Annotated in this window: 19 protein-coding genes; 11 read left to right on the top strand and 8 right to left on the bottom strand. The window is 66.9% G+C overall.

Features of this window, described 5'->3' with window-relative positions:
* Positions 1 to 3: 3 nt before the first annotated feature.
* The 7 genes from JO391_RS16790 to JO391_RS16760 are packed head-to-tail and all read right to left on the bottom strand — an operon-like array spanning position 4 to position 7,755.
* Positions 4 to 1,512 carry a M81 family metallopeptidase gene (locus JO391_RS16790; RefSeq protein ID WP_220661587.1) on the bottom strand — a complete coding sequence of 503 codons (1,509 nt, stop codon included), beginning with the start codon at positions 1,510 to 1,512 and terminating at the stop codon, positions 4 to 6.
* A gap of 12 nt (positions 1,513 to 1,524) precedes the next feature.
* Complete coding sequence (locus JO391_RS16785) at positions 1,525 to 2,472, bottom strand: ABC transporter ATP-binding protein (protein WP_220661586.1); 948 nt, start codon at positions 2,470 to 2,472, stop codon at positions 1,525 to 1,527.
* Entirely contained in the window at positions 2,469 to 3,428 is a 960-nt protein-coding gene (locus JO391_RS16780; RefSeq protein WP_220661585.1) for an ABC transporter ATP-binding protein, read from the bottom strand. The genes JO391_RS16785 and JO391_RS16780 overlap by 4 nt, the downstream gene beginning before the upstream one ends.
* Positions 3,425 to 4,267: an ABC transporter permease gene (locus tag JO391_RS16775; RefSeq protein ID WP_220661584.1), complete on the bottom strand. Its 843-nt coding sequence runs from the start codon at positions 4,265 to 4,267 to the stop codon at positions 3,425 to 3,427. The genes JO391_RS16780 and JO391_RS16775 overlap by 4 nt, the downstream gene beginning before the upstream one ends.
* The gene (locus JO391_RS16770) at positions 4,264 to 5,190 is read right to left on the bottom strand and encodes an ABC transporter permease (protein WP_220661583.1); all 927 of its coding nucleotides are present in this window, start codon (positions 5,188 to 5,190) and stop codon (positions 4,264 to 4,266) included. Before JO391_RS16770 ends, JO391_RS16775 begins: the two co-directional genes overlap by 4 nt.
* Positions 5,191 to 5,214: 24 nt before the next feature.
* A complete protein-coding gene (locus tag JO391_RS16765) occupies positions 5,215 to 6,798 on the bottom strand; it encodes an ABC transporter substrate-binding protein (protein ID WP_220661582.1) in 1,584 nt (527 codons plus the stop codon).
* A gap of 27 nt (positions 6,799 to 6,825) precedes the next feature.
* Positions 6,826 to 7,755 (bottom strand): MurR/RpiR family transcriptional regulator, encoded by a 930-nt coding sequence (locus tag JO391_RS16760; RefSeq protein ID WP_220661581.1) that lies wholly within the window; start codon positions 7,753 to 7,755, stop codon positions 6,826 to 6,828.
* Between the two features lie 99 nt (positions 7,756 to 7,854).
* On the opposite strand from JO391_RS16760, the gene menC reads away from it, so the two are divergent.
* From menC to JO391_RS16715, 9 genes are all read left to right on the top strand, one after another.
* Positions 7,855 to 8,988, top strand: a complete 1,134-nt coding sequence (gene menC / locus JO391_RS16755) for an o-succinylbenzoate synthase (protein ID WP_220661580.1) — start codon at positions 7,855 to 7,857, stop codon at positions 8,986 to 8,988.
* Complete coding sequence (locus JO391_RS16750; protein WP_220661579.1) at positions 8,985 to 9,695, top strand: GNAT family N-acetyltransferase; 711 nt, start codon at positions 8,985 to 8,987, stop codon at positions 9,693 to 9,695. The genes menC and JO391_RS16750 overlap by 4 nt, the downstream gene beginning before the upstream one ends.
* 234 nt (positions 9,696 to 9,929) lie before the next feature.
* On the top strand, positions 9,930 to 10,832 hold the full coding sequence (locus JO391_RS16745; RefSeq protein WP_220661578.1) for a GntR family transcriptional regulator: 903 nt from the start codon (positions 9,930 to 9,932) through the stop codon (positions 10,830 to 10,832).
* Between the two features lie 100 nt (positions 10,833 to 10,932).
* On the top strand, positions 10,933 to 12,015 hold the full coding sequence (locus JO391_RS16740) for a mannitol dehydrogenase family protein (protein WP_220661577.1): 1,083 nt from the start codon (positions 10,933 to 10,935) through the stop codon (positions 12,013 to 12,015).
* An 86-nt stretch (positions 12,016 to 12,101) separates the two neighbouring features.
* The gene (locus JO391_RS16735; RefSeq protein WP_259444733.1) at positions 12,102 to 13,100 is read left to right on the top strand and encodes a zinc-binding alcohol dehydrogenase family protein; all 999 of its coding nucleotides are present in this window, start codon (positions 12,102 to 12,104) and stop codon (positions 13,098 to 13,100) included.
* Positions 13,097 to 14,617: a sugar ABC transporter ATP-binding protein gene (locus JO391_RS16730; RefSeq protein ID WP_220661576.1), complete on the top strand. Its 1,521-nt coding sequence runs from the start codon at positions 13,097 to 13,099 to the stop codon at positions 14,615 to 14,617. Before JO391_RS16735 ends, JO391_RS16730 begins: the two co-directional genes overlap by 4 nt.
* Positions 14,614 to 15,609, top strand: a complete 996-nt coding sequence (locus JO391_RS16725) for an ABC transporter permease (RefSeq protein ID WP_259444732.1) — start codon at positions 14,614 to 14,616, stop codon at positions 15,607 to 15,609. The genes JO391_RS16730 and JO391_RS16725 overlap by 4 nt, the downstream gene beginning before the upstream one ends.
* Before the next feature lie 87 nt (positions 15,610 to 15,696).
* The gene (locus JO391_RS16720; protein WP_220661575.1) at positions 15,697 to 16,644 is read left to right on the top strand and encodes an ABC transporter substrate-binding protein; all 948 of its coding nucleotides are present in this window, start codon (positions 15,697 to 15,699) and stop codon (positions 16,642 to 16,644) included.
* 99 nt (positions 16,645 to 16,743) lie between these two features.
* Positions 16,744 to 17,508: an L-fucose dehydrogenase gene (locus JO391_RS16715; protein ID WP_220661574.1), complete on the top strand. Its 765-nt coding sequence runs from the start codon at positions 16,744 to 16,746 to the stop codon at positions 17,506 to 17,508.
* A gap of 168 nt (positions 17,509 to 17,676) precedes the next feature.
* Here the strand turns inward: JO391_RS16715 and JO391_RS16710 are convergent, their stop codons facing one another.
* Positions 17,677 to 18,483: an IclR family transcriptional regulator gene (locus tag JO391_RS16710; RefSeq protein WP_220661573.1), complete on the bottom strand. Its 807-nt coding sequence runs from the start codon at positions 18,481 to 18,483 to the stop codon at positions 17,677 to 17,679.
* Positions 18,484 to 18,726: 243 nt separating this feature from the next.
* Here JO391_RS16710 and JO391_RS16705 point away from each other — a divergent pair, with 243 nt between their 5' ends.
* Together JO391_RS16705 and JO391_RS16700 are read left to right on the top strand one after the other, a co-directional pair.
* On the top strand, positions 18,727 to 20,004 hold the full coding sequence (locus JO391_RS16705) for an aspartate aminotransferase family protein (protein ID WP_220661572.1): 1,278 nt from the start codon (positions 18,727 to 18,729) through the stop codon (positions 20,002 to 20,004).
* Positions 20,001 to 20,936 (top strand): phosphotransferase enzyme family protein, encoded by a 936-nt coding sequence (locus JO391_RS16700; protein ID WP_220661571.1) that lies wholly within the window; start codon positions 20,001 to 20,003, stop codon positions 20,934 to 20,936. The genes JO391_RS16705 and JO391_RS16700 overlap by 4 nt, the downstream gene beginning before the upstream one ends.
* The last annotated feature ends 17 nt before the right edge of the window (positions 20,937 to 20,953 follow it).

The raw sequence follows: 20,953 nt of genomic DNA, 5'->3' as shown, positions 1-20,953 counted from the left end.
GGCTTAGCCCTGCACGGGGTAGGCCGCACCGCGGTCCAGTGGCCAGACCGGGCGGCGGACGTGCGTGTAGGGGCGCAGGTGGGCCTGCGGTGTGGCAAGCGCGCCGGTATCGCAGACAATGACGCGGCCCGCCACCGGCTCGAAGGCGGCGCGGAAATGCTGCATCGACTTGACCACGAGAAAGCGTTGTTCGGCCGGTTCGATCCCGAAGGCGCGGACCTGCTGCAAATCCAGCATCTGCCCCGGCAGAGAGACGACGAGGATGTCGATGCCCTGCACCCGCAGCACCGCGGTCGGGCCGAAGCTGTGAGTGATGCCGCCCAGGATCGGGCCGTCGCCGGTGTAGGTGCCGTCCGACAGATGCCGGATCTCGCCGGTCAGCCGCAGCGGACCGCCGCCGAAGGTGGGGTCGCACTTGCCGCCAAGGTCCAGCGTGACCGTGTCGCCGACCGCATGGCGATGCAGGATCGCGGCCGCTTGCGCGTCGATCATCGGGGCAAAGGCGCCGGGTGCGGCTCCGGCCTCCAGCAGGGCGGCCAGCAGGGCGGTCGCATCGCCATAGGCGCCCGCACCGGGGTTGTCGGCATAGTCGGCAATCACCAGCGGCCCCTTCGCGGGATCGAAATCCCGCGCTTCGGCTGCGGCCTCGGCAGGGGTGAGGAAGGTATTCGACACCTTGCCGCGCCCGGCCCAGATGCTGTGGGCCAGTCCTTCGGCAATCTCGCGCGCCCGCGTCTCGCGACCCTGGTCGAAGGTCACCAGCACCGTCGGCCCCATCTCGGTGATGTCGGCCTCGGAAAAGCCGGCGTTGACCGAGACGGCCTGGATTCCCGGCTCGGCCTCATGCTCGGCAGCGCGGGTGTAGAGTGCCGCCGTCTCGGGCACATCGGTGCGCCCGGCATTGGCCTCGTCCAGCATCGGCAGGTGGACGCGCAGGGTGCGGGGCCGGGTCTCGCCCCGCATCGCAGCGTCCAGCAACTGGCCGGCGTGCCGCCCGGTCTCGCGCATGTCCACATGCGGGTAAGTCTTGTAGCTGACGAAGATCTGCGCCTGTTCCACCATCGCCGGCGTCACCATGGCGTGCAGGTCCAGCGTCACGGCAATGGGAAGATCCGGCCCCACGATCGCGCGCAACCGGCGCAGCAATTCGCCCTCGCCGTCCTCGCAGAACACCGGCACCATCGACCCGTGCAGCGCCAGAAGGATGCCGTCCAGCGTGTCGCGGTTGGCCCGTGCCGCATCGCAGATGATCCCGGCGATGTGGTCGAACGCCTCTTGCGCGACGCGGGCGCCTGGCGTGGCATGGGCGCTGACGGTATGGGTGATGCGCCAACCGGCGGCCCGGCCGGCATCCAGAAACCCCGCCACCTCGTCGTTCACGTCGCCGAAGCGGTCGATGGCGGCCTGACCGAGGTCCAGCACATCCTCGCGGAAGTCCTGCAGCGTGGTCTCGCCCTTCTTGAACGTGTTGCTTTCATGGACGAAGGCGCCGGTCAGGACGTGGAAGGACATGGGATGGGCCTTTCAAAGCGGGTGGAAGCAGGCAACGGGATGGGCCGGGTCGCCCGAAAGCGTGGGCACCTCGGTGCGGCAGCGGTCGGAAGCGCGCGGGCAGCGCCCGGCAAAGGCGCAGCCGGGCGGCAGCGCGAAGGGGCTGGGGATTTCGCCCGACAGGGGTTCGATCCGGCGGCGGTGAACCGGATCGGGCGCAAAGCCCGACTGCATCAGCGCGGCGGTATAGGGGTGGCGGGGCGCGGCCTGCGCCTGGGGCAGAATCTCGACCACCGCGCCCAGGTACATCACCACGATCCGGTCGCAGAAATAGCGCACCAGCCCCAGGTCATGGCTGATGAAGAGGTAGGTCAAGCCAAGCCTGTCACGCAGATCGGCCAGAAGGGAAATGATCTGCGCCTGGATCGACACGTCCAGCGAGGCGGTGGGTTCGTCCAGCACCACGAAATCGGGGTGCAGCGCCAGGGCGCGGGCAATGCCGACCCGCTGGCGCTGGCCGCCGGACAACTGGTGCGGATGGCTGGAGGCCATCGCAGCTGGCAGGCCCACGGCTTCCAGAAGATCTTCAATCTTCCCCGCGGGGAAGGTCTGGCCCTGCACCCGGAAGGGTTCGGCCAGAACGTCGGCCAGGGTGTAGCGCGGGTCCAGGCTGGAATAGGGGTCCTGGAACACCATCGCCATGCGCCGCCGCATCCGCCGCATGGCCCCGGCGGGCAGCGCGGTCAGGTCGGTGCCGTCAAAGACGACGCGGCCCCCGGTCGGCTCGATCAGACGCAGCACCAGCCGCGCAAGGGTGGACTTGCCGCAGCCGCTTTCGCCCACAACGCCAAGCGCCTCGCCCCGGCCTACGGTCAACGACACGTCGCGCACCGCCAGCATGGCGCGCGGCGCCGAGAACAGGCCGCCGCCCGACTGGAAGCGCCGGGACAGGTTCTCGATGCGGATCAGGGGATCGCTCATGCCGCGCCCCCCGCGTGATGGCAGGCGACCCGGCCCGCGCCGTGCGCCGTGAGAACGGGCACGTTGCCTGCGCAGTCCGCCGTGGCGCGCGGACAGCGTGGATGGAATCGGCAACCCGGCGGGAAGGCCGCGGCCGAGGGCACCGCCCCGGCAATCCCGCGCAGCGTGCCCTTCGCCATGCCCTCTTGCGGGATGCAGCCGATCAGCGCCGCGGTATAGGGATGCGCAGGCGCGGCGAAGATCGGCCCGACCGGCCCTTCCTCTGCCATGCGCCCGGCATAAAGCACCGCCACCCGGTCGCAGACCTGCGCCACCACGCCCATGTCATGCGTGATGAGCAACAGCGCCAGCCCCCGGTCGCGCACCAGGCTGCCGAGGATCTGGATGATCTGCGCCTGTACCGTCACGTCCAGCGCCGTGGTCGGCTCGTCGGCGACGATCAGGTCGGGCTCGCCCGCCAGCGCCATGGCAATGACGATGCGCTGCTTCATGCCGCCTGAAAGCTGGTGCGGCCAGGCTTCCGCCACCGCCGCCGCCTCGGGGATGCGCAACTGCGTCAGCAGGTCCAGCGTGCGGGCGCGCGCCGCCGCCCTGGACAGGCCCAGATGCAGGCGGCTGACGATATCCACCTGCGCGCCGATGCGCTGCACCGGGTCCAGCGCCGTCATCGGGTTCTGCGTGACAAAGCCGATGCGACCACCGCGCAGGCCCCGGCGCTGCGCCTCGGTCATCGCCGCCATGTCCTGCCCGTCAAACCGGACCGCCCCGCCTGTGACGCGCCCGCCGATCAGCGGCAGCAGCCCCATCGCCGCCATCGCGGTCAGCGACTTGCCCGACCCGCTTTCGCCCACCAGCCCCAGGATTTGCCCGCGTTCCACCGTCAGGCTGATCCGGTCCAGGAGGGCCGCGGTGCCGATGGCCACGCTCACCTCATCCATCTGCAACAGCGCGCTCATACGGCCCTCCGCAGCTTGGACCGGATGTCCAGTTCCGCGATCAGCGCATCGCCGTACAGGTTGATCGCCACCACGGTAATCGCCACGGTCAGGCCGGGGAAGATGATGATCCAGGGTGCCTTGAAGGCCAGGGCCGACCCGGCCGACATCATGCCGCCCCAGCTGGGCACCGGCGGCTGCGCGCCCAGGCCAAAGAAGCCGAGCGTGGCTTCAAGGATGATCGCGTCGCCCGTGGCGAGCATTGCCGAGACGAGAACCGGCGCCAGCGCATTGGGCAAGAGATGGCGAAAAAGGATGTGCCCGTCGCTGGCCCCCAGGCTGCGTGCCGCCTCGATGAAGGTCTCTCCGCGCAGCGTCATGATCTGCGCCCGCGTCAGACGGGTGAATTGCGCAAGGTAGGCCACGGCGATGGCGATCATGGTGCCTGTGGTGCCGGGACCGATGATCGCCACCAGGATCAGCGCGATCAGGATTTCCGGGAAGGACCAGGTCAGGTCCACCACCATGGTCACCGCCCGGTCGAGCCATCCGCCGAACCAGGCCGCCGCCGCCCCAAGCACCATGCCAGAGATCACCGACAGGCCGATGGCCGTGGCGCTGACCGAAAGCGAGGTGCGCGCGCCATAGATCAGGCGGGTCAAGAGGTCGCGCCCGAACTCGTCCGTGCCCAGCCAATGCGCGGATGAGGGCGGTTGGTAGGCGTCCTTCAGCGCCTGCACGTCATAGGCATAGGGCGTCAGCAGCGGCGCGAAGATCGCGGCGGCGATCACCAGGATCAGCCAGCCCCCTGCCAGCCCGCCAACGGGGCGGCGCAATGCGCGGATCGGTGCGGCGATCATGCCAGCGATGCCCTTACGCGCGGGTCCATCGCGGCCTGAAGGATATCGCCCAAGAGCGTGCCCAGCATGACCGCCATGGCCAGCATCAGAAGGCAGGCCTGCACCACCGGATAGTCATGCTGGCTTAACGACTTGATCAGAAGCGTGCCCAGCCCCGGCCGGGCAAAGACCACCTCAACCGTCACCGCCCCGCCCAGGATCCAGCCGATGCGCAGCGCCAGGATGGTGACGACCGGGATCAGCGCGTGGCGCAGAACGTGGCGAAGCTGGATGCGCAGCGGCGACAGGCCCTTGGCGTGCAGAAGCGTCACGAAATCGCGGCCTGCCGCCTCGATCATGGACACCCGCGTGATGCGGGCCACCAGCGCCGTGCCGCCCAGGCCGATGGTCAGGACCGGCAGCACCAGCGACGACCAGCCCCGCGCGCCTGAAACCGGAAACCAGCCCAGCCAGACCGAAAAGATCAGCATCAGGATCAGCCCCAGCCAGAAGCTGGGCATGGTCGATCCCAGAAGCACCCCGCCCATGATGGCGCGGTCGGCCCAGCCGTCGCGGTTCAGCGCGGCCACGATGCCAAGCGTCACGCCCACGAGGGTCGAGAACAACAGGGCGAATCCGCCCAGTTGCAGCGAATGGGGCAGGGCCTGCGCGATCAGGTCGGCCACTGGCCGCCGTGCCACGATGGCGGTGCCCAGGTCGCCCTGCAGCACCTTGCCCAGCCAGATGCCGTATTGCACCGGCAGGGGCCGGTCCAGCCCATAGCGCGCCTCGATCTGCGCGCGCGCCTCAGGCGAAGAGCCGACCTTCAACAGGTTGTCCACCGGATCGCCGGGGATGAAATGCAGGATCGAGAAGATCACCACCGAAACGGCCAGGAACACCGGCACGAGCATCAGCACTCGCCTGACGAGATATGAGATCATGCCGGTGGCCCCAAGCCGCTCAGGTCATTCCTTCACTTCAAGGTCCAGGAAGGCCGCCGCGCCGAACGAGGGCGCGTCGATTTTTTCCGGCAGTGCGATACGGTCGGTGTTGTAGGCAAAGGCCTGTACCGGCTGGTAGATCGGCGCCATCGGGAACTGGGTCAGGACATATTCATGGTAGGCGGTGAAGTTCTTCACCCGCTCGTCCATGTTCTTCGATCCGGTCATGGCGACCGTGCGCAGCTCTTCGGCCTTGGGGTCGTTGAACATCGACACGTTCGGATAGCCCAGCCGGTCGCCGCCGAAGAACCAGTCCACGATGTCGGCGTTGTCCCAGTTGTAGGACCGCACCGCCAGCTGCTGTTCGCCGGTCTTGTACTGGTCGCGGATCATCGAGCTGTCGAAGGTGGTGATCTCGGCGTCGAAGCCCACCGCCTTCAGCTCGGCCTGCACCACTTCCGTCAGGCGCCGGAAGATGGAATCGCTCTGCGTCCACAGGCTGACCTTCAACGGCTGACCGTCCTTGGTGCGGATGCCGTCGGCGCCCATGACCCAGCCCGCCTCGTCCAGCAGCGCGTTCGACCGCGCCGGGTCGTACTTGATCTTCGCGCCGTCCGAGACCTGGCTTTCCGGCAGGGCCGAAATCAGGAAGGTATCGGCGACCGCGCCCACGCCGCCAAAGACCGAGGCCAGGATTTCATCCTGGTTGATCGCCTTCGCCGCCGCTTCGCGCACGCGGATGTCGTCGAAGGGCGCCTTGGTCACGTTGATCGGCATGTACCAGACATCCTGCCCGGCCATGGTCAGCACCGCGAGGTTCGCTTCCTTCTGGACCTCGCCCATCAGGTCGGCCGGCACCGAAAGCAGGAAGTCCACGCCGCCGGTCTTCAGTTCCAGAAAGGCCGTGGAATCCTCGGGGATCTCGCGGAAGGTCAGCCGCTCCACCTTGGCCGGGCCGTGGTTCGCCGCCGGCGCCGGGCCCCAGGTGTAATCGTCGTTGCGCACCAGCACGGTTTCCTGCCCCACCGTGAAGCTTTCCAGCTTGAACGGCCCGGTGCCATAGACCTCGGTCACGCCATAGTTGTCGCCAAGCGCGGCAAAGGACTTGGGCTCGACCACACCCATGAAGGTCGAGGACAGGTTGTACAGCAGGTTCGGCTCGGGCCGCGCCATCACGAACTTCACGGTGTTCTCGTCCACCACCTCGACCGAGGCGATGGCCTCGGCCATGTAGGTGTTCTCGCCCTCGGTGGTCTTGAACAGGTCAAGCCAGCCCTTTACCGCCTCGGCATTGAAGGGCTCGCCGTTGTGGAACGTGACGCCCGGCTTCAGGTGGAAGGTCCAGGACATGCCGTCCGGCGCCTCTTCCCAGCTTTCCGCCAGCCAGGGGTGATAGGACAGGTCGGCCGACTGGCTGACCAGCCGGTCGAAGATCAGCCCGGTGGCGGTGTTCAGCATCGTCGCCTTGATCGGGTTGTAGGTCGGCGCGCCCACCTCGTTGGTGGACATCACGAAGACGGCTTCCTGAGCGGCCACAGCCCCCGCCGCCATCAGGGCGGCAAGGCTGACCGAGGCCGAAAGCAGGGTATGGCGGAAGGGGAAGGTCATGTCGGTCCTCTCTGTTGATCCGTTGGGTCAGGTCCTGCCCGGGTTTCGCCCCGGGACGGTATGTCCGATAAAGTCGCCATAAAGCGCCGAGACGCGGGCCATGCGGTCCTCGACTGCGGCGCCCAGTTCGCGGAAGACACCGTTCACCATCAGCCCGATCAGCGACGACATGGCCGATGTCGTGTCCCAGAAATGGTTCAGGTCGGTCGGCACCGGGAACAGTTCGGTCACGACGCCCGGCGCCCAGTCGCAATAGGGATCGGTGACCAGGGTCACCGGGATTCCCTCGTCGCGCGCGGCAATCGCCAGGTCGCGTGTCAGGCGCGAATACCGGCGGCCGTCCACCAGGACCAGCGTCGTCTCCTCCGGCTCGGACAAGAGCACTTCGGCGAAATGCCCGCCCGAGGCATCGGCCAGATGCACGCCGCCGCGCAGGTATTGCAGGTTGTGCACCAGTTCCGCCGCATGGCCGCGCTCGGTCTGGAAGCCGGCCACCCAGACGGCACGCCGGTGCGCCAGCCGTTTGACCGCGGCGTCAAAGGCGGGCGAGGCGGCCAGTTCATAGACGGTGACCAGCGCGGCGATCTCGCGCTCCAGCGCCTGTGACAGTTCGGCTCCTCCGGCCTGGCTGCGGCGGTGAAAGTCCTTCAGCCGGTCGCCGATCAGCCAGGCCTTCTCGCCCAGATCGACCTGCAGGCTGGATTTCAGATCCTTCAGGTGGCGATAGCCGATTGACCGGCAAAACCGGCCGACCGAGGCCTCGGAAACCCCCACCTTGGCTGCGACCGAGGCCGCCGTCTCGAACGGCAGCGAAGACAGGTTGGCCAGCAGGTAATGCGCCAGGGCGCGCTCGCCCGGCGTGCCCGTTTCTGCGGCTGTCGTCAGGCGCTGGCGCAGGTCGCCGGCGGGCGCGGCCTCGGCGTCCCTGACTTCGGCTTCCGGCGCTTCGCTGGTCACGGCTTGCCCCCTGCTTTGCAAGAAGGCTGTCAGGAATCTTTCATTCGGTCAACATTGCAAGTAAACTGATTTGTGTCTCGCATCGAAAGGGAGTCCGTCATGCCGCCTTCTTCCGCAACGCGGTCGCCCCTGCGCATCGACGGCGCGACCCTGCGGCTCGTCCGTCTGCCGCTGGTGACGCCCTTCACCATTGCCACCGGCACGTTGACCGAGAAGGTCTTTCCTCTCCTGACCCTGCGGGCCGACGGGATCGAGGGCCATGCCGAAGGCGTGATGGACCCGCTGCCCGACTATCTGGAAGAAACCGTCGCGGGGGCGATGGACCTGTTGGAAAAGGTGCTTCTGCCGCAGGTTCTGGGGCAAAGCTTCGCCCACCCCGACCATCTGGCGCGGAGACTGGCGCCCTGGCGGGCCAACCACATGGCCAAGGCCACGGTGGAGATGGCCTTCTGGGATCTGTGGGCCAAGTCACTGGACCTGCCCCTGCAAACCGTGCTGGGGGGCGAAGGCGATGCGATCGACGTGGGCGTGTCGCTGGGCATCGGCCCGATCGACAGCACCCTGGACCGCGTCGCCGCGCATCTGGACCAGGGCTACAAGCGCATCAAGCTGAAGGTGAAGCCGGGCCATGACCTTGACTTGCTGCGGGCGGTGCGGGGGGCGTTCCCCGGTGCGCATCTGACGGTGGATGCCAACTGCTGCTACACCCTGGCCGACAGCGACCTGATCCGCCGGATGGATGATTTCGACCTCGACTACATCGAACAGCCGCTGGCCTGGGACGACATCCATGACCATGCCACGCTGCAGGGCCGCATCCGTACCGCGATCTGCCTGGACGAATGCATCCGCACCGTGGAACACGCGCGCAAGGCGCTGCAATCCGATGCGGCGCGGGTCATCAACATCAAGGTCGGCCGGTCGGGCGGCCACTCTGCCGCGCGGCAGATCCATGACCTGTGCCAGGCGTTCCAGGTGCCGGTCTGGTGCGGCGGGATGCTGGAATCGGGAATCGGCCGCGCGCATAACATTCACCTGTCGACCCTTCCGAACTTCACCAAGCCGGGAGACACCTCGTCGGCCAGCCGGTACTTCACCCGCGATATCATTGAACAAAGGCTGGAATGCGAGAACGGCCGGATGCCGGTGCCGCAGGGTCCGGGCATTGGCGTGACGCTGGATCTGGACTACCTGAAGACGGCAACCCTGTCGCACCAGGACTTCCACGCATGACCGACGTCACCTTCCGCGACCTTTCCGGCATGGCCGAGTTCCGCGAGGCCGAGGCGCTGCAACGGGCGGTCTGGGGCGAGGGCGACCAGCCCGACCCCGCCGACCTGATGATGGTCGTGCAGGCCGAGGGCGGGTTGGTGGGCGGTGCCTTTGTCGAAGGGCGGCTTGTCGGCTATGTCTTCGGCTTTCCGACCCGCGACCCGCAGGTGCAGCATTCGCACCGGCTGGCGGTGCGAGCCGAAGCGCGCGGCCTGAGCCTTGGGGTGCGGCTGAAGCATTACCAGCGCGACTGGTGCCTTGCGCGGGGCATCGGCCATGTGCGCTGGACCTTCGACCCTCTGCGACATGTCAATGCAACGCTGAACATCCACCGCCTGGGCGCCGAGGCGGTGGAGTATCTGGAAGATTATTACGGCGAGATGGCAGGCATCAACCAGGGTCTCGCCTCTGACCGGCTGCTGGTGGATTGGACGTTGGCCGCGCCCCGCGTTGCCGCGCTGGCCGAGCGGCAGGCATTGCCGGTGCCGGGTGGCATCCCGCTGCCGGTGGTTTTGCCCGAGGATATCGGCCATCTTGCGGCGACCGACATGGCCGCCGCCGCCGCGCTGCGCCTTGAATTGCGCGATGCCATCCGCGCTGCTTTCGGCGCCGGCCACCGGATCGTGGATTTCGACCGCAGGTCCCGCGTCTATCTGCTTTCGGCCTGATCCGGGCCAGTGCCCTGGCAGACCCGATCTTCCGACCGGATCTTCCCCGCGGGGAAGGTTTTCACGGGAAGGGGCGCGGAGTTTCGGCGGCACGCGCCGGGAAAGACGTGGTCCCGGTCAAGGCCGATGACCGCCTCGGCCTGCCGGGCTGGAGGAACGGTTTGACTGAAGGGGCCGCCTTGCATTTCGGGCGCCAGAACAGTCGTATGGCGCCAGGGGAGACAGAGGGCAATCATGGCACGGACGGACGAGCGGTTCCGCGAGGCGTACAACCGCTTTCTGGACATTGTCGTCACGATGGAGCCGGACAGCGCCTTGCCATCGGAAATCGCCCTGTCCGAGCGCCTGGATGTCAGCCGAACAGTGGTGCGGTCGGTTCTGGCCCGCCTGCAATCTGCCGGTATCATCACTTGGGCCGGGCGTGAAAAGCGGTTGATCCGCCGCCCGCGCCCCGACGACCGGCTTGCCACGCTTTCCACCCAGGTCAGCGCCTCCGAACTGGAACGTCAGTTCCTGGACTGGACGCTGCGGTTCGATGTGGCGCCCGGCACGGCCCTGAACGTGGCCGACCTGTCGCGCCGCTTCAACGTCAGCCCGCATGTCCTGCAGGAATTCCTCGCATCGCTCAGCCGGTTCGGTCTGGTTCGCCGCCGGGCCCGCGGCGGGTGGAAGCTTCTTGGCTTCACGAGGGACTTTGCGCTGGAGCTTTCGGATTTCCGGCTGGTGCTGGAACTGAATGCCGTGGGCCATGTCGCCGGCCTGCCATCCGATCATCCGATCTGGGCCGAACTGGACGCGCTGGAGGCCCGCCACCACGCCCTTGCGGCCGAGATCGACGAACGTTTTCATGACTTCTCACTGCTGGACGAGGCGTTCCACACCACCATCGGCGCCACCGTCAAGAACCGCTTCGCCGCCGAGTTCAGGAAGATCATCGCCCTGATCTTTCACTATCATTTCCAGTGGGACAAGGCAGAGGAGCGCAACCGGAACGCCGCGGCCATCAGCGAGCACCTGCGCATCATCTGGGCGCTGAAGGCGCGCGACCGGGCGGCCGCTCTGGCCGCGACCGAGGATCACCTGAAAACCTCGAAGGTGACCCTGCTGCAATCCCTGCGCGACCACGCCGTCGGCTGACGCCTTGTCGAGGGGGGTTGCCGGACTTCGCCGAAGGCCCGGACGCGCCAGCTTGACCGACTGTCGGAAATCATAAAAGACATACTTGAGGGAGCCCGCCATGCCAAAGACACCCATCCTGCAATTCGGAACCAGCCGGTTCCTTCAGGCCCATGCCGATCTGTTCCTGTCCGAGGGGCGGGCGTCACAGGGGCCGGTCACGGTGGTGCAGTCGTCGGGCGATGCGGGGCGGTCGTCGCGGCTTGCGGCGCTGGCAGGACCGCAAGGCTTTGCGGTGCGCATCCAGGGGCTTGAGCGGGGCCAGCCGGTCACGCGCGAACAGCGCGTCACCTCGGTTGTGCGCGCGCTGAACTCGGCAACGGACTGGACGGAGATCTGTCGCATCGGGGCCGAAGAAGCGCGGATCATCCTTTCCAACACATCCGAGAAGGGCTTCGTTCCTCAGCCGGCTGACGCGGCGCCCGCTTTCGACCAGGCCATGTCCTATCCGGCCAAGCTGACCCACCTGCTTCTGGCCCGGTTTCGTGCCGGGGGAGCGCCCGTGCAGGTGATGCCGACCGAGCTGGTCGCCCGAAACGGAGAGGTGCTGCGCGACCGGGTGATGGAGCTGTCACGCCCGCTGGACATGGCCTTCGCTGATTGGGTGGCGGGCCAGGTGATCTTTGCGAACTCGCTTGTGGACCGCATCGTTTCCGCCCCTCTGGAACCCGCAGGCGCCTTGGCAGAACCCTATGCGCTTTGGGCCATCGAGGCTCGGCCCGGCCTGATTGCCCCCGTCCTGCATCCGGCGGTCCAGATCGTGGATGATCTGGGCCCGATCGAACGGCGCAAGCTGTACATCCTGAACCTTGGTCACACCTGGATGGTTGCCCGCTGGGCGGGCCGCAGCGACATATCCCTTGTGCGCGAGGTAATGGCCGACCCGGCATGGCGAAGCGAGCTGGCCGCGCTGTATCGCGACGAGGTGCTGCCAGTCTTTGCCGCCGCGGAGGACGGAACGGCCGCAGCCTATGTCGATCAGACGATGGACCGCTTTGCCAATCCCTATCTGGACCACCGCCTGTCGGACATCGCGCAAAACCACGCCGAAAAGCTGCAACGCCGCGTCGCGGCCTTTCTGGCCTGGGCAGAGACCCTGGGGTTGGCAGGGCGGCAGCCAAGGCTCGCGGCGCTGCTGGCCTGAATTGTTTTTGCATCGAATGATTAAAAACAATTGCGAGGGGGCACCGCTGTCCCTAATCATCAAGGACATCTCCGGGGAGGGAGAGCATGACCGACGCCCGCATGTCCTGCGGCCTGTGCGTTGCGCCAGGACGCTTTGCGATTGAACAGCGCCCCGTGCCGCAGGCCGCGCCTGAAGGCTGGCTTCTGGTCGATATCGCCGTGGCAGGGCTTTGCGGCACCGATTACCACATCTTCGAAGGCAAGCACCCCTACCTGGAATATCCCCGCGTGATCGGCCACGAACTGTCTGGCCGCGTGGTCGAGGGTGGGCACGGCTTCACCGCCGGACAGCTTGTCGTGATCAACCCCTATATCGCCTGCGGCACCTGCCACGCCTGCCGGCGCGGCAAGCCCAATTGCTGCATGGCCATCGGCGTGCTTGGCGTTCACCGCGACGGCGGCATGTGCGGCCGCATCGCCGTGCCCGCGATCAACCTGATCGACGCCTCCGGCCTGACCCCGCGCGAAGCTGCGATCGTCGAGTTTCTCGCCATCGGCGCCCATGCCGTGCAGCGGTCGGAACTGACCTCGGCCGACCGCGTGCTGGTGACCGGCGCGGGTCCCATCGGGCTGGGCGCTGCGATCTTTGCGCGGTTGCGCGGCGCCGAAGTGCACCTGCTGGACACCAGCGCACAAAGGCTGGACGCGGCCGGCAAGCTGGGCTTCACACATCTGCATGCGCCGGGCACTGTTCCGGCGGATGGCTTCGACGTCGTGATGGATGCCACCGGCAACCCCCGTGCGATGGAAGCCGGCTTCGCCCATGTCGCCCATGGCGGGACCTATGTGCTGATTTCGGTGGTGAAGGACGATCTGACCTTCAACGATGCCGAGTTCCACAAGCGCGAGATGCGCCTGATCGGCAGCCGCAACGCGCTGGCGGCGGACTTCCAGACGGTCATGGACGCGCTGAAGTCCGGCGCCGTCCGGCAAGAGGCCCTTGTTTCGGCGGTGCTGCCCCTGTCGGACCTGCCGCGCCGCATCGCGGAACTGGCGGCCGACCGTGGCGGGATCATCAAGGCCGTGGTCGAGATCGCGCCATGACAGAGTTGATCCGCCTTGCCGACATCGAAAAGCGCTTCCCCGGCGTTCACGCCCTGAAGTCCGTGGGTTTCGACCTGACGGCAGGCGAGGTTCACGCCCTGATGGGCGAGAACGGCGCGGGCAAGTCGACGCTGATGAAGATCATGTCGGGGGTCTATCAGCCCGACAGCGGTCTGATTCTGCTTCAGGGCCAGCAGATCCACTTACCCAACCCCGCCTCGGCACAGCGCCTGGGGATCGGCATGATCCACCAGGAACTGGCGCTGATGAACCACCTGACGGTGGCGCAGAACATCTTCATCGGCCGCGAACCGCGCCGCAGCTTCGGCCGCCTGGACGAGGCCGCGCTGAACCGCGCCGCGGAAGAAATCTTCACCGGCATGAAGGTCGACATCGACCCCCGCGCCGAGGTGATGGAGCTCTCCGTCGCCAAGCAGCAGATGGTCGAAATCGCAAAGGCGCTGTCCTTCCGCTCGCGCATCCTGATCATGGACGAACCCACCGCCGCGCTGAACGACCGCGAAGTCGGCGAACTGTTCGCCATCATCGCGCGGCTCAAGTCCGAAGGCGTGGGCATCGTCTACATCAGCCACAAGATGGACGAGATCAAGCGCATCGCCGACCGGGTCACGGTCATGCGCGACGGCGCGACGGTGGGCACGGTCGAGGCCGCCCCGACCCCGATTTCCACCATCATCTCGATGATGGTCGGCCGCGAGCTGGATGGCTCGACCGTCGATATCCCCGACCTTTCCGCCGCGCCGGTCGCGTTGGAGGTGCGGGGCCTCAGCCGGGGCCGCATGGTGCGCGACGTCAGCTTCAGCGTGAAGGCCGGCGAGATCCTGGGCTTTGCCGGGCTGATGGGCGCGGGCCGTACCGAGGTTGCCCGCCTGATCTTCGGCGCCGACCGGCGCGACGGCGGCGACATCCTGGTGCACGGACGGCCCGCCCGCATCAGCACACCGCTGGATGCGGTCGAATCCGGCATCGGCTACCTGTCCGAAGACCGCAAGCATCTTGGCCTGGCCCTTGGACTGGACGTGCGCGACAACATCGCGCTGCCGAACCTGAACCGGTTCCGCCGCTTCCTGGGCATTGTCGATGACAGCGCGCTTGGCGCCAAGGCGCGCGACTACATCGCCTCGCTGTCGATCCGCACCCCGTCGGAACGCCAGGAGGCGCGGCTCCTGTCGGGCGGCAACCAGCAGAAGATCGTGCTGGCGAAATGGCTTCTGCGGGATTGCGACATCCTGATCTTCGATGAACCCACGCGCGGCATCGACGTGGGCGCCAAGGCCGAAATCTATCGCCTGCTCCAAAACCTTGCCGCCGGGGGCAAGGCGATCATCGTGATCTCGTCCGAACTGCCCGAGATCATGCGCCTGTCGCACCGCATTGCCGTGATGTGCGAAGGCCGGCTGACCGGCATCCTGCCCGGAGGCCCAGAAACCACCCAGGAACAGATCATGCGGCTGGCGACCCTGCGCCAGGTGCCGAAGGGAGAAAGCGCGGCATGACCAGCGCAGCCATGACTCAACAGAACCGCAAGTCGCGCGCCGGGCTTCAGCAAAAGCTGCTGGCCTTTGCCAGCCTGATCGCGCTTCTGGTCTTCTTCTCGCTGGCCTCGGACAAGTTCCTTCAGATGTCGAACGTGATCGGCATCCTGCAGGCAACCTCGGTGAACGGGGTGCTGGCAGTGGCCGCCACGCTGGTCATCATCACCGGTGGCATCGACCTGTCGCTTGGCACACTGATGACCTTCTGCGCCGTGATCGCCGGCGTGGTGCTGACCTACTGGGGAATGCCCCTGCCGCTTGGCATCCTGGCCGCACTTGGCGCAGGGGCGTTCTGCGGCATGATCTCGGGCACCCTGATCGCCAAGATGAAGATCCCGCCCTTCATCGCCACGCTTGGCATGATGCTGATCCTGAAGGGCATGTCGCTGGTGATCTCTGGCACGAAGCCGATCTACTTCAACGACACGCCCTCGTTCCCGGAAATCTCCACCGGCTCGCTCATCGGCGACATCATCCCTGCCCTGCCGCTTCCGAACGGGGTGCTGATCCTCTTCATTCTGGCGCTGACCGTATCCTTCGTGCTGAACCGCACGGTGCTGGGCCGCTATACCTTTGCGCTTGGCTCGAACGAAGAGGCGGCGCGCCTGTCCGGGGTGAACACCGACTTCTGGAAGATCACGGTCTACAGCCTGTCGGGCGCGATCTGCGGCCTGGCCGGGCTGATCATCGCTTCGCGCCTGAACTCGGCACAACCGGCGCTTGGCTTGGGCTACGAGCTCGATGCCATCGCCGCAGTGGTCATCGGCGGCACATCGCTGGCCGGTGGGCGCGGGTCCATCCTGGGCACGATCATCGGAGCGCTGATCATGTCGGTGCTGCTGAACGGCCTGCGGATCCTGTCCGTCGCCCAGGAATGGCAGACCGTGGTGACCGGGCTGATCATCATCGTCGCTGTCTATGCCGACATGATGCGCCGCGCGCGCAGCACCTGAGAGTCAAGCACAACATTACAAGAAGGGCGGAAAGCGCCCCGGTCTGAATGGCAAATCCGACATAGGGTCGGTCAAGGAGGAGAAGACATGTTCAACCGCAGAACCCTGCTCACCGCGGTGGGAGCCAGCATGCTGCTGGGCTCGGTCACCGTCGCCTGGGGCCAGGACAAGATGTACATCCCGCTGGTGTCGAAGGGCTTCCAGCACCAGTTCTGGCAGGCCGTGAAGGCCGGCGCCGACAAGGCGGCGACCGAGTTCGGCGTGGAGGTTACCTTCGAAGGCCCCGACAATGAAACCATGGTCGACAAGCAGATCGACATGCTGTCGGCCGCGCTGGCCAAGAACCCCAAGGCCATCGGCTTTGCCGCCCTGGACACCCAGGCGGCGATCCCGCTGCTGAAGCAGGCGCAGGAAGCCGGTATCCCCGTCATCGCCTTCGACTCGGGCGTGGACAGCGATATTCCGGTCACCACCGTCACCACCGACAACCTTGCCGCCGCTGCGTTGGCAGCCGACAAGATGGCCGAACTGATCGGCGGGTCGGGCAAGGTGGCGCTGGTCGTGCATGACCAGACCTCGCGCACCGGCATCGACCGCCGCGACGGCTTCGTCAACCAGATCAAGGCCAAGTACCCCGATATCGAGATCGTCGACATCCAGTACGGCGGCGGCGACCAACTGCAATCGACCGAAATCGCCAAGGCCATCCTGGCCGCGAACCCCGATCTCAAGGGCTTCTTCGGCGCCAACGAAGGCTCGGCCATCGGTGTCGTCAATGCGATCCGGGAAACCGGCACGCAGGGCGTGGTCGTCATCGGCTATGACTCGGGCGCCGCGCAGAAGCAGGCGGTGATGGACGGCGTCATGGCCGGCGCCATCACGCAAAGTCCGGTCGGCATGGGCTATGAAACGGTGAAGGCCGCCATCGCTGCCGTCAACGGCGAGACGCTGCCCAAGGTCATCGACTCGGGCTTCGCCTGGTGGGACAAGTCGAACATGAACGACCCCGAAATCGCGGCGGTTCTTTACGACTGATCCTCGCCTTTGCGGGCATGAACGGGGGCCGGCCACCGAAAGGCGGCCGGCCCTGCCACAGACAGGCGGGCGCCGAAGGACGGACAAGGAGAGACGGGCATGGATCTGGGTCTGAAGGGCAAGCTGGTCGTGGTGACCGGGGGTGGGGCCGGCATCGGCGGCGCAATCTCGCGCGATCTTCTGGCCGAAGGAGCCCGCGTCGTTGTCGTTTCACGGCGGCGGCCCGAGGAAGAATGGTTCACCGCAAGCGACGCGACCTTCGTGCAGGCCGAACTGTCCGAAGATGCCCAGGTCCGCGCGGCCGTGGACCAGATCCGCAGTCTTGGCCGGGTCTATGGCCTGGTCAACAATGCCGGCGTGAACGACGGCGTCGACCTTGCCGCGGGACCCGAGGCGTTTCGCGCCTCGCTGAACCAGAACCTGATCCACTACTATACGCTTGTTCACCTGCTGCAGGATGACCTGCGCGCCGAAAAGGGCGCCATCGTCAACATCAGCTCCAAGACCGCCGTGACCGGCCAGGGCAACACATCCGCCTATGTGGCGGCCAAGGCGGCGCAACTGGGCCTGACCCGGGAATGGGCGGCTGCCTTTCTGAAGGACGGCGTGCGTGTGAACGCCATCCTGCCGGCCGAGGTCATGACCCCGCTTTACGCCCGCTGGATCCGCACCTTCGACGATCCCCAGGCCAAGCTGGCCGAGATCACCGCCAACATCCCCCTGGGCCAGCGCATGACCGAAGACCACGAGATCGCCGCGATGGCGGTCTTTGCCCTGTCGCAGCGCGCGTTGCACCTGACGGGCCAGTGGCTGTTTGTCGATGGCGGGTATGTCCATCTCGACCGCGCTCTGGCCGGCGTCTGACCTCCCCCCGGAGCGTTGAACCCTTTCGGCGCTCCGGATGCCCCGACGATCCGTTCCGCCGTTCCCGGCACGGCCGGGCGACAGGAAGAAGCCGCGCGGGCGCTTGATACCGAACGCCTGTTCACGTTCCGTCGGGTGACAAAGCTCCTGACCCGGCGGGGCCCGGCCCTACCCCGCCGCGCCCATCTCGCGCAGGGTCTGCTCCATCGCCTGCCTGTAGGGCAGGGGCATTGCGCCCCCGGCGGCGAAGGTCGCCTTCGCCCCCTCGCGAAACAGCACCACGATGATCTGCCGGCGCAGGTCCTCCGTCATCCGATGGGCCGGCGTCGCCACGGCAATCGCCCCGGCTGCCAGGCCATCGCCATGAAACACCGGCACGGCGATCCCGTGGACATCCTCCTCGTTGCCCTGGTCGCAGACGGCAAAGCCGCCCTGCCGCACCGCCGCCAGCTGCGCGCGCAACGCGCCCGCATCGGTGATCGTATGCGGCGTGATCGCCGCCAGTGCCGATCCCAGCACCCGCTCGCGCAGCTCGGGCGCGGCAAAGGCCAGCGCCGCATGGCCCGAGGCCGTGCTGTGAAACGGCAGGATCTGCCCCGCCACCAGCGAAACCCGGCTGGCCCGCGCGCTTTCGATGACCTCGATCGTTGCCAGCGCCCGGCCTGAAATCAGCGAGGCATGGGCCGTCTCGCCGGTCTCGGCCACCAGGGCCTGCAAGGCGGGCTGCAGGGCCGCCGACATGGGAAACACCTTCTCGCGCACCCGCGCCAGCCGCAGCACCCCCGGCCCCAGCCGGTACAGCCGCGACGTCCCGCGCTGCTCCACCAGCCCGGCATCCGCCATCACCGACAGCATCCGGTGCACCGTGGCCTTTTCCAGACCAGCCCTTCGCGCCAGATCGGAAAGGCCAAGCTCCGGCACCTCCTCCGAAAAATGGTCAAGCAGGGTCAGCGCCTTCGCAACCGTGGATGACATCGCATGTCCTTGCGCAGGCCAGGCACTGCCCGGCTTTCCATTGACAGGCTGCCTCTTGACCGCCTAGAATTGAACCATCGGTGATAATAATGAAACGATCAACTCGCGCAAGTCAAGTCCCCTCCCCATGACCGGATCTTCCCCGCGGGGAAGGTTTCACGAAGCCCGCCGCATCCAGGCGACCGCAACGCCCCACCTTCCCCGCGGGGAAGATCCGGGGCGCCAAACCGAAAGACCGCTCCAATGTCCGACCTGATGAAGCGCCGCCGCGACCTGCTTGGCCCGAATGTCTCGACCTTCTACGACGATCCGGTGCATCTGGTCCGGGGCGAAGGCGTCTGGCTCTGGGACGCGGCCGGTCGCCGCTATCTCGACTGCTACAACAACGTGCCGCATGTCGGGCACTGCAACCCCCGCGTGGTCGATGCCATCGCAGCCCAGGCACGGACGCTGAACACCCACACCCGCTATCTGCACGAAGGCATCCTCGACTATGTCGAACGGCTGACGGCCACCTTCGCCGATCCGCTGAAGACGGCGATCCTCACCTGCAGCGGGTCCGAAGCCAATGACATCGCCCTGCGCATGGCCGAGGCGATGACCGGCAAGCGCGGCATCGTGGCGACGGACGCCACCTATCACGGTAACACCACGCTGGTCAGCCATCTGTCGCGCAGCAATATCCCCGAAGTCGGCTTCGGCCTCGCCGGCTGCTTCCGCCATGTCGAGGCGCCCGACAGTTATCGCATCGAGGACCCCGACGGGCAGCGGTTCGCCGCAAGGGTGCAAGAGGCCATCGACGATCTCGAAGCCTCGGGCACGGGCTTTGCCGCCCTTGTGGTCTGCCCGCTGTTCCTGAACGAAGGCTTCCCCACGCAGGCCGAAGGCTGGCTGAGGCCCGCTGCCGAGGCCGCCCGCCGCGCCGGCGGCCTCCTGATCTGCGACGAGGTGCAATCCGGCTTCGGCCGCTGCGGCAGCCATTTCTGGGCGCACCAGAAACAGGGCGTGGTCCCCGATGTCGTGACCCTGGGCAAGCCCATGGGCAACGGCCATCCGGTGGCCGGGCTTGTCACCAGCCCCGAGATCATGGCCCGCTTCCGCACCGCCTTCCGCTATTTCAACACCTTCGGTGGCAATCCGGTCTCCTGCGCCGCGGCCATGGCCGTGCTGGACGAGCTTCAGTCAAAGGACCTTCAGGCCAATGCCCGGCACATCGGCCTTCTGGCACAGGACCGGCTTCGCGCCCTTGCCGCGAAGCACGAAGTCATCGGCGATGTCCGTCAGGCTGGCATGGTCTTCGGCGCCGAATTCGTGCTGGACCGCGCGACGAAGGCCCCCGCCGCCGACCTTGCCGACCGCGTGGTGAACGCGATGCGCCTACGCGGCATCCTGCTGTCCAAGCTCGGGCGCCACAAGAACACGCTGAAAATCCGCCCGCCCATGCCCTTCGACGAGTCGCACCTGGATCTCCTGATGACCACGCTCGACATCGTGCTGACCGAAACCGCGGTGCAAGGGTGAGCGATCCGGTCCCTCAGGCGCTGGCCCTCTGGGGCCTTTCCGGTGCGGCGCATGACTTTGTCGCCGGGCGCGAGAACCGGGTCTACCGCGTCCGCTCCGGCAAGGGCGACTTCGCCCTTCGGATCAAGCGACCGGGATACCGCACCAGACCGGAACTGGAATCCGAACTCCAATGGCTCCGCGCCATGCACGACGCCGGACTTTCGGTTCCGCTGCCCGAACGCTCCCTCTCGGGCGCCTTCCTCGAACAGGTCGAAGGCTTCGACGTGGACCTGATCGGCTGGCTTGACGGACGCCCGCTTGGGCACAGCGGCACCCGGCTTGACCTGAACGATGCGCCCGGCACCTTCGGCCGCCTGGGCGAACAGATCGCCCGTCTGCATGACGCCTGCGATGCCTGGCGTCCCGCTGCCGGCTTCACCCGTTGCGCCTGGGATCTGAAGGGTCTTCTGGGCGAAACGCCGATCTGGGGCCGGTTCTGGGAAAACCCGACGCTGACGCCCGACCAGCGCGACATCCTGGCCCGCTTCCGCCAGCGGGCGCATCAGGAGCTGACGGCAACGCTGCCCGACCTCGATCACGGCCTGATCCACGCCGACCTCGTCCGCGAGAATGTGCTGATCGACGGCGACCGGCTGCACCTGATCGACTTCGATGACGGCGGCTTCGGCTTCCGGCTGTTCGACATCGCCACCGCCCTGCTGAAGAACATGGCAGAGCCGGACTACCCCATGATGAAGGCCGCGCTTCTGGATGGCTACCGCACCCGCCGTCCGCTGGACACGGACCGGCTCGACCTTTTCATGGCACTCCGGGCCGTCACCTATGTCGGCTGGATCATCCCCCGGATGCAGGAAGACCAGGCCCCGGCCCGAAACCGCCGGTTCATCGCCGATGCCGACCGGCTGTGCCGGGCCTATCTCGGCGCCTGAGACCGGCGGTCGCCCGG

The organism is Neotabrizicola shimadae (genome assembly GCF_019623905.1).
GTDB classification, from domain to species: domain Bacteria; phylum Pseudomonadota; class Alphaproteobacteria; order Rhodobacterales; family Rhodobacteraceae; genus Neotabrizicola; species Neotabrizicola shimadae.
The sequence above is the reverse complement of the archived record's forward strand: the minus strand, read 5'-3'. Positions and strand labels throughout refer to the sequence as shown.

What these genes read in the sequence shown, in the direction of transcription:
- JO391_RS16725 (WP_259444732.1), top strand. Translation starts at nt 14,614, where the DNA reads ATGACCAGCGCAGCCATGACTCAACAGAACCGCAAGTCGCGCGCCGGG.
- JO391_RS16710 (WP_220661573.1), bottom strand. Translation starts at nt 18,483, where the DNA reads ATGTCATCCACGGTTGCGAAGGCGCTGACCCTGCTTGACCATTTTTCG.
- JO391_RS16770 (WP_220661583.1), bottom strand. Translation starts at nt 5,190, where the DNA reads ATGATCTCATATCTCGTCAGGCGAGTGCTGATGCTCGTGCCGGTGTTC.
- JO391_RS16790 (WP_220661587.1), bottom strand. Translation starts at nt 1,512, where the DNA reads ATGTCCTTCCACGTCCTGACCGGCGCCTTCGTCCATGAAAGCAACACG.
- JO391_RS16765 (WP_220661582.1), bottom strand. Translation starts at nt 6,798, where the DNA reads ATGACCTTCCCCTTCCGCCATACCCTGCTTTCGGCCTCGGTCAGCCTT.
- menC (WP_220661580.1), top strand. Translation starts at nt 7,855, where the DNA reads ATGCCGCCTTCTTCCGCAACGCGGTCGCCCCTGCGCATCGACGGCGCG.
- JO391_RS16775 (WP_220661584.1), bottom strand. Translation starts at nt 4,267, where the DNA reads ATGATCGCCGCACCGATCCGCGCATTGCGCCGCCCCGTTGGCGGGCTG.
- JO391_RS16720 (WP_220661575.1), top strand. Translation starts at nt 15,697, where the DNA reads ATGTTCAACCGCAGAACCCTGCTCACCGCGGTGGGAGCCAGCATGCTG.
- JO391_RS16745 (WP_220661578.1), top strand. Translation starts at nt 9,930, where the DNA reads ATGGCACGGACGGACGAGCGGTTCCGCGAGGCGTACAACCGCTTTCTG.
- JO391_RS16750 (WP_220661579.1), top strand. Translation starts at nt 8,985, where the DNA reads ATGACCGACGTCACCTTCCGCGACCTTTCCGGCATGGCCGAGTTCCGC.
- JO391_RS16730 (WP_220661576.1), top strand. Translation starts at nt 13,097, where the DNA reads ATGACAGAGTTGATCCGCCTTGCCGACATCGAAAAGCGCTTCCCCGGC.
- JO391_RS16715 (WP_220661574.1), top strand. Translation starts at nt 16,744, where the DNA reads ATGGATCTGGGTCTGAAGGGCAAGCTGGTCGTGGTGACCGGGGGTGGG.
- JO391_RS16705 (WP_220661572.1), top strand. Translation starts at nt 18,727, where the DNA reads ATGTCCGACCTGATGAAGCGCCGCCGCGACCTGCTTGGCCCGAATGTC.
- JO391_RS16780 (WP_220661585.1), bottom strand. Translation starts at nt 3,428, where the DNA reads ATGAGCGCGCTGTTGCAGATGGATGAGGTGAGCGTGGCCATCGGCACC.
- JO391_RS16740 (WP_220661577.1), top strand. Translation starts at nt 10,933, where the DNA reads ATGCCAAAGACACCCATCCTGCAATTCGGAACCAGCCGGTTCCTTCAG.
- JO391_RS16785 (WP_220661586.1), bottom strand. Translation starts at nt 2,472, where the DNA reads ATGAGCGATCCCCTGATCCGCATCGAGAACCTGTCCCGGCGCTTCCAG.
- JO391_RS16735 (WP_259444733.1), top strand. Translation starts at nt 12,102, where the DNA reads ATGACCGACGCCCGCATGTCCTGCGGCCTGTGCGTTGCGCCAGGACGC.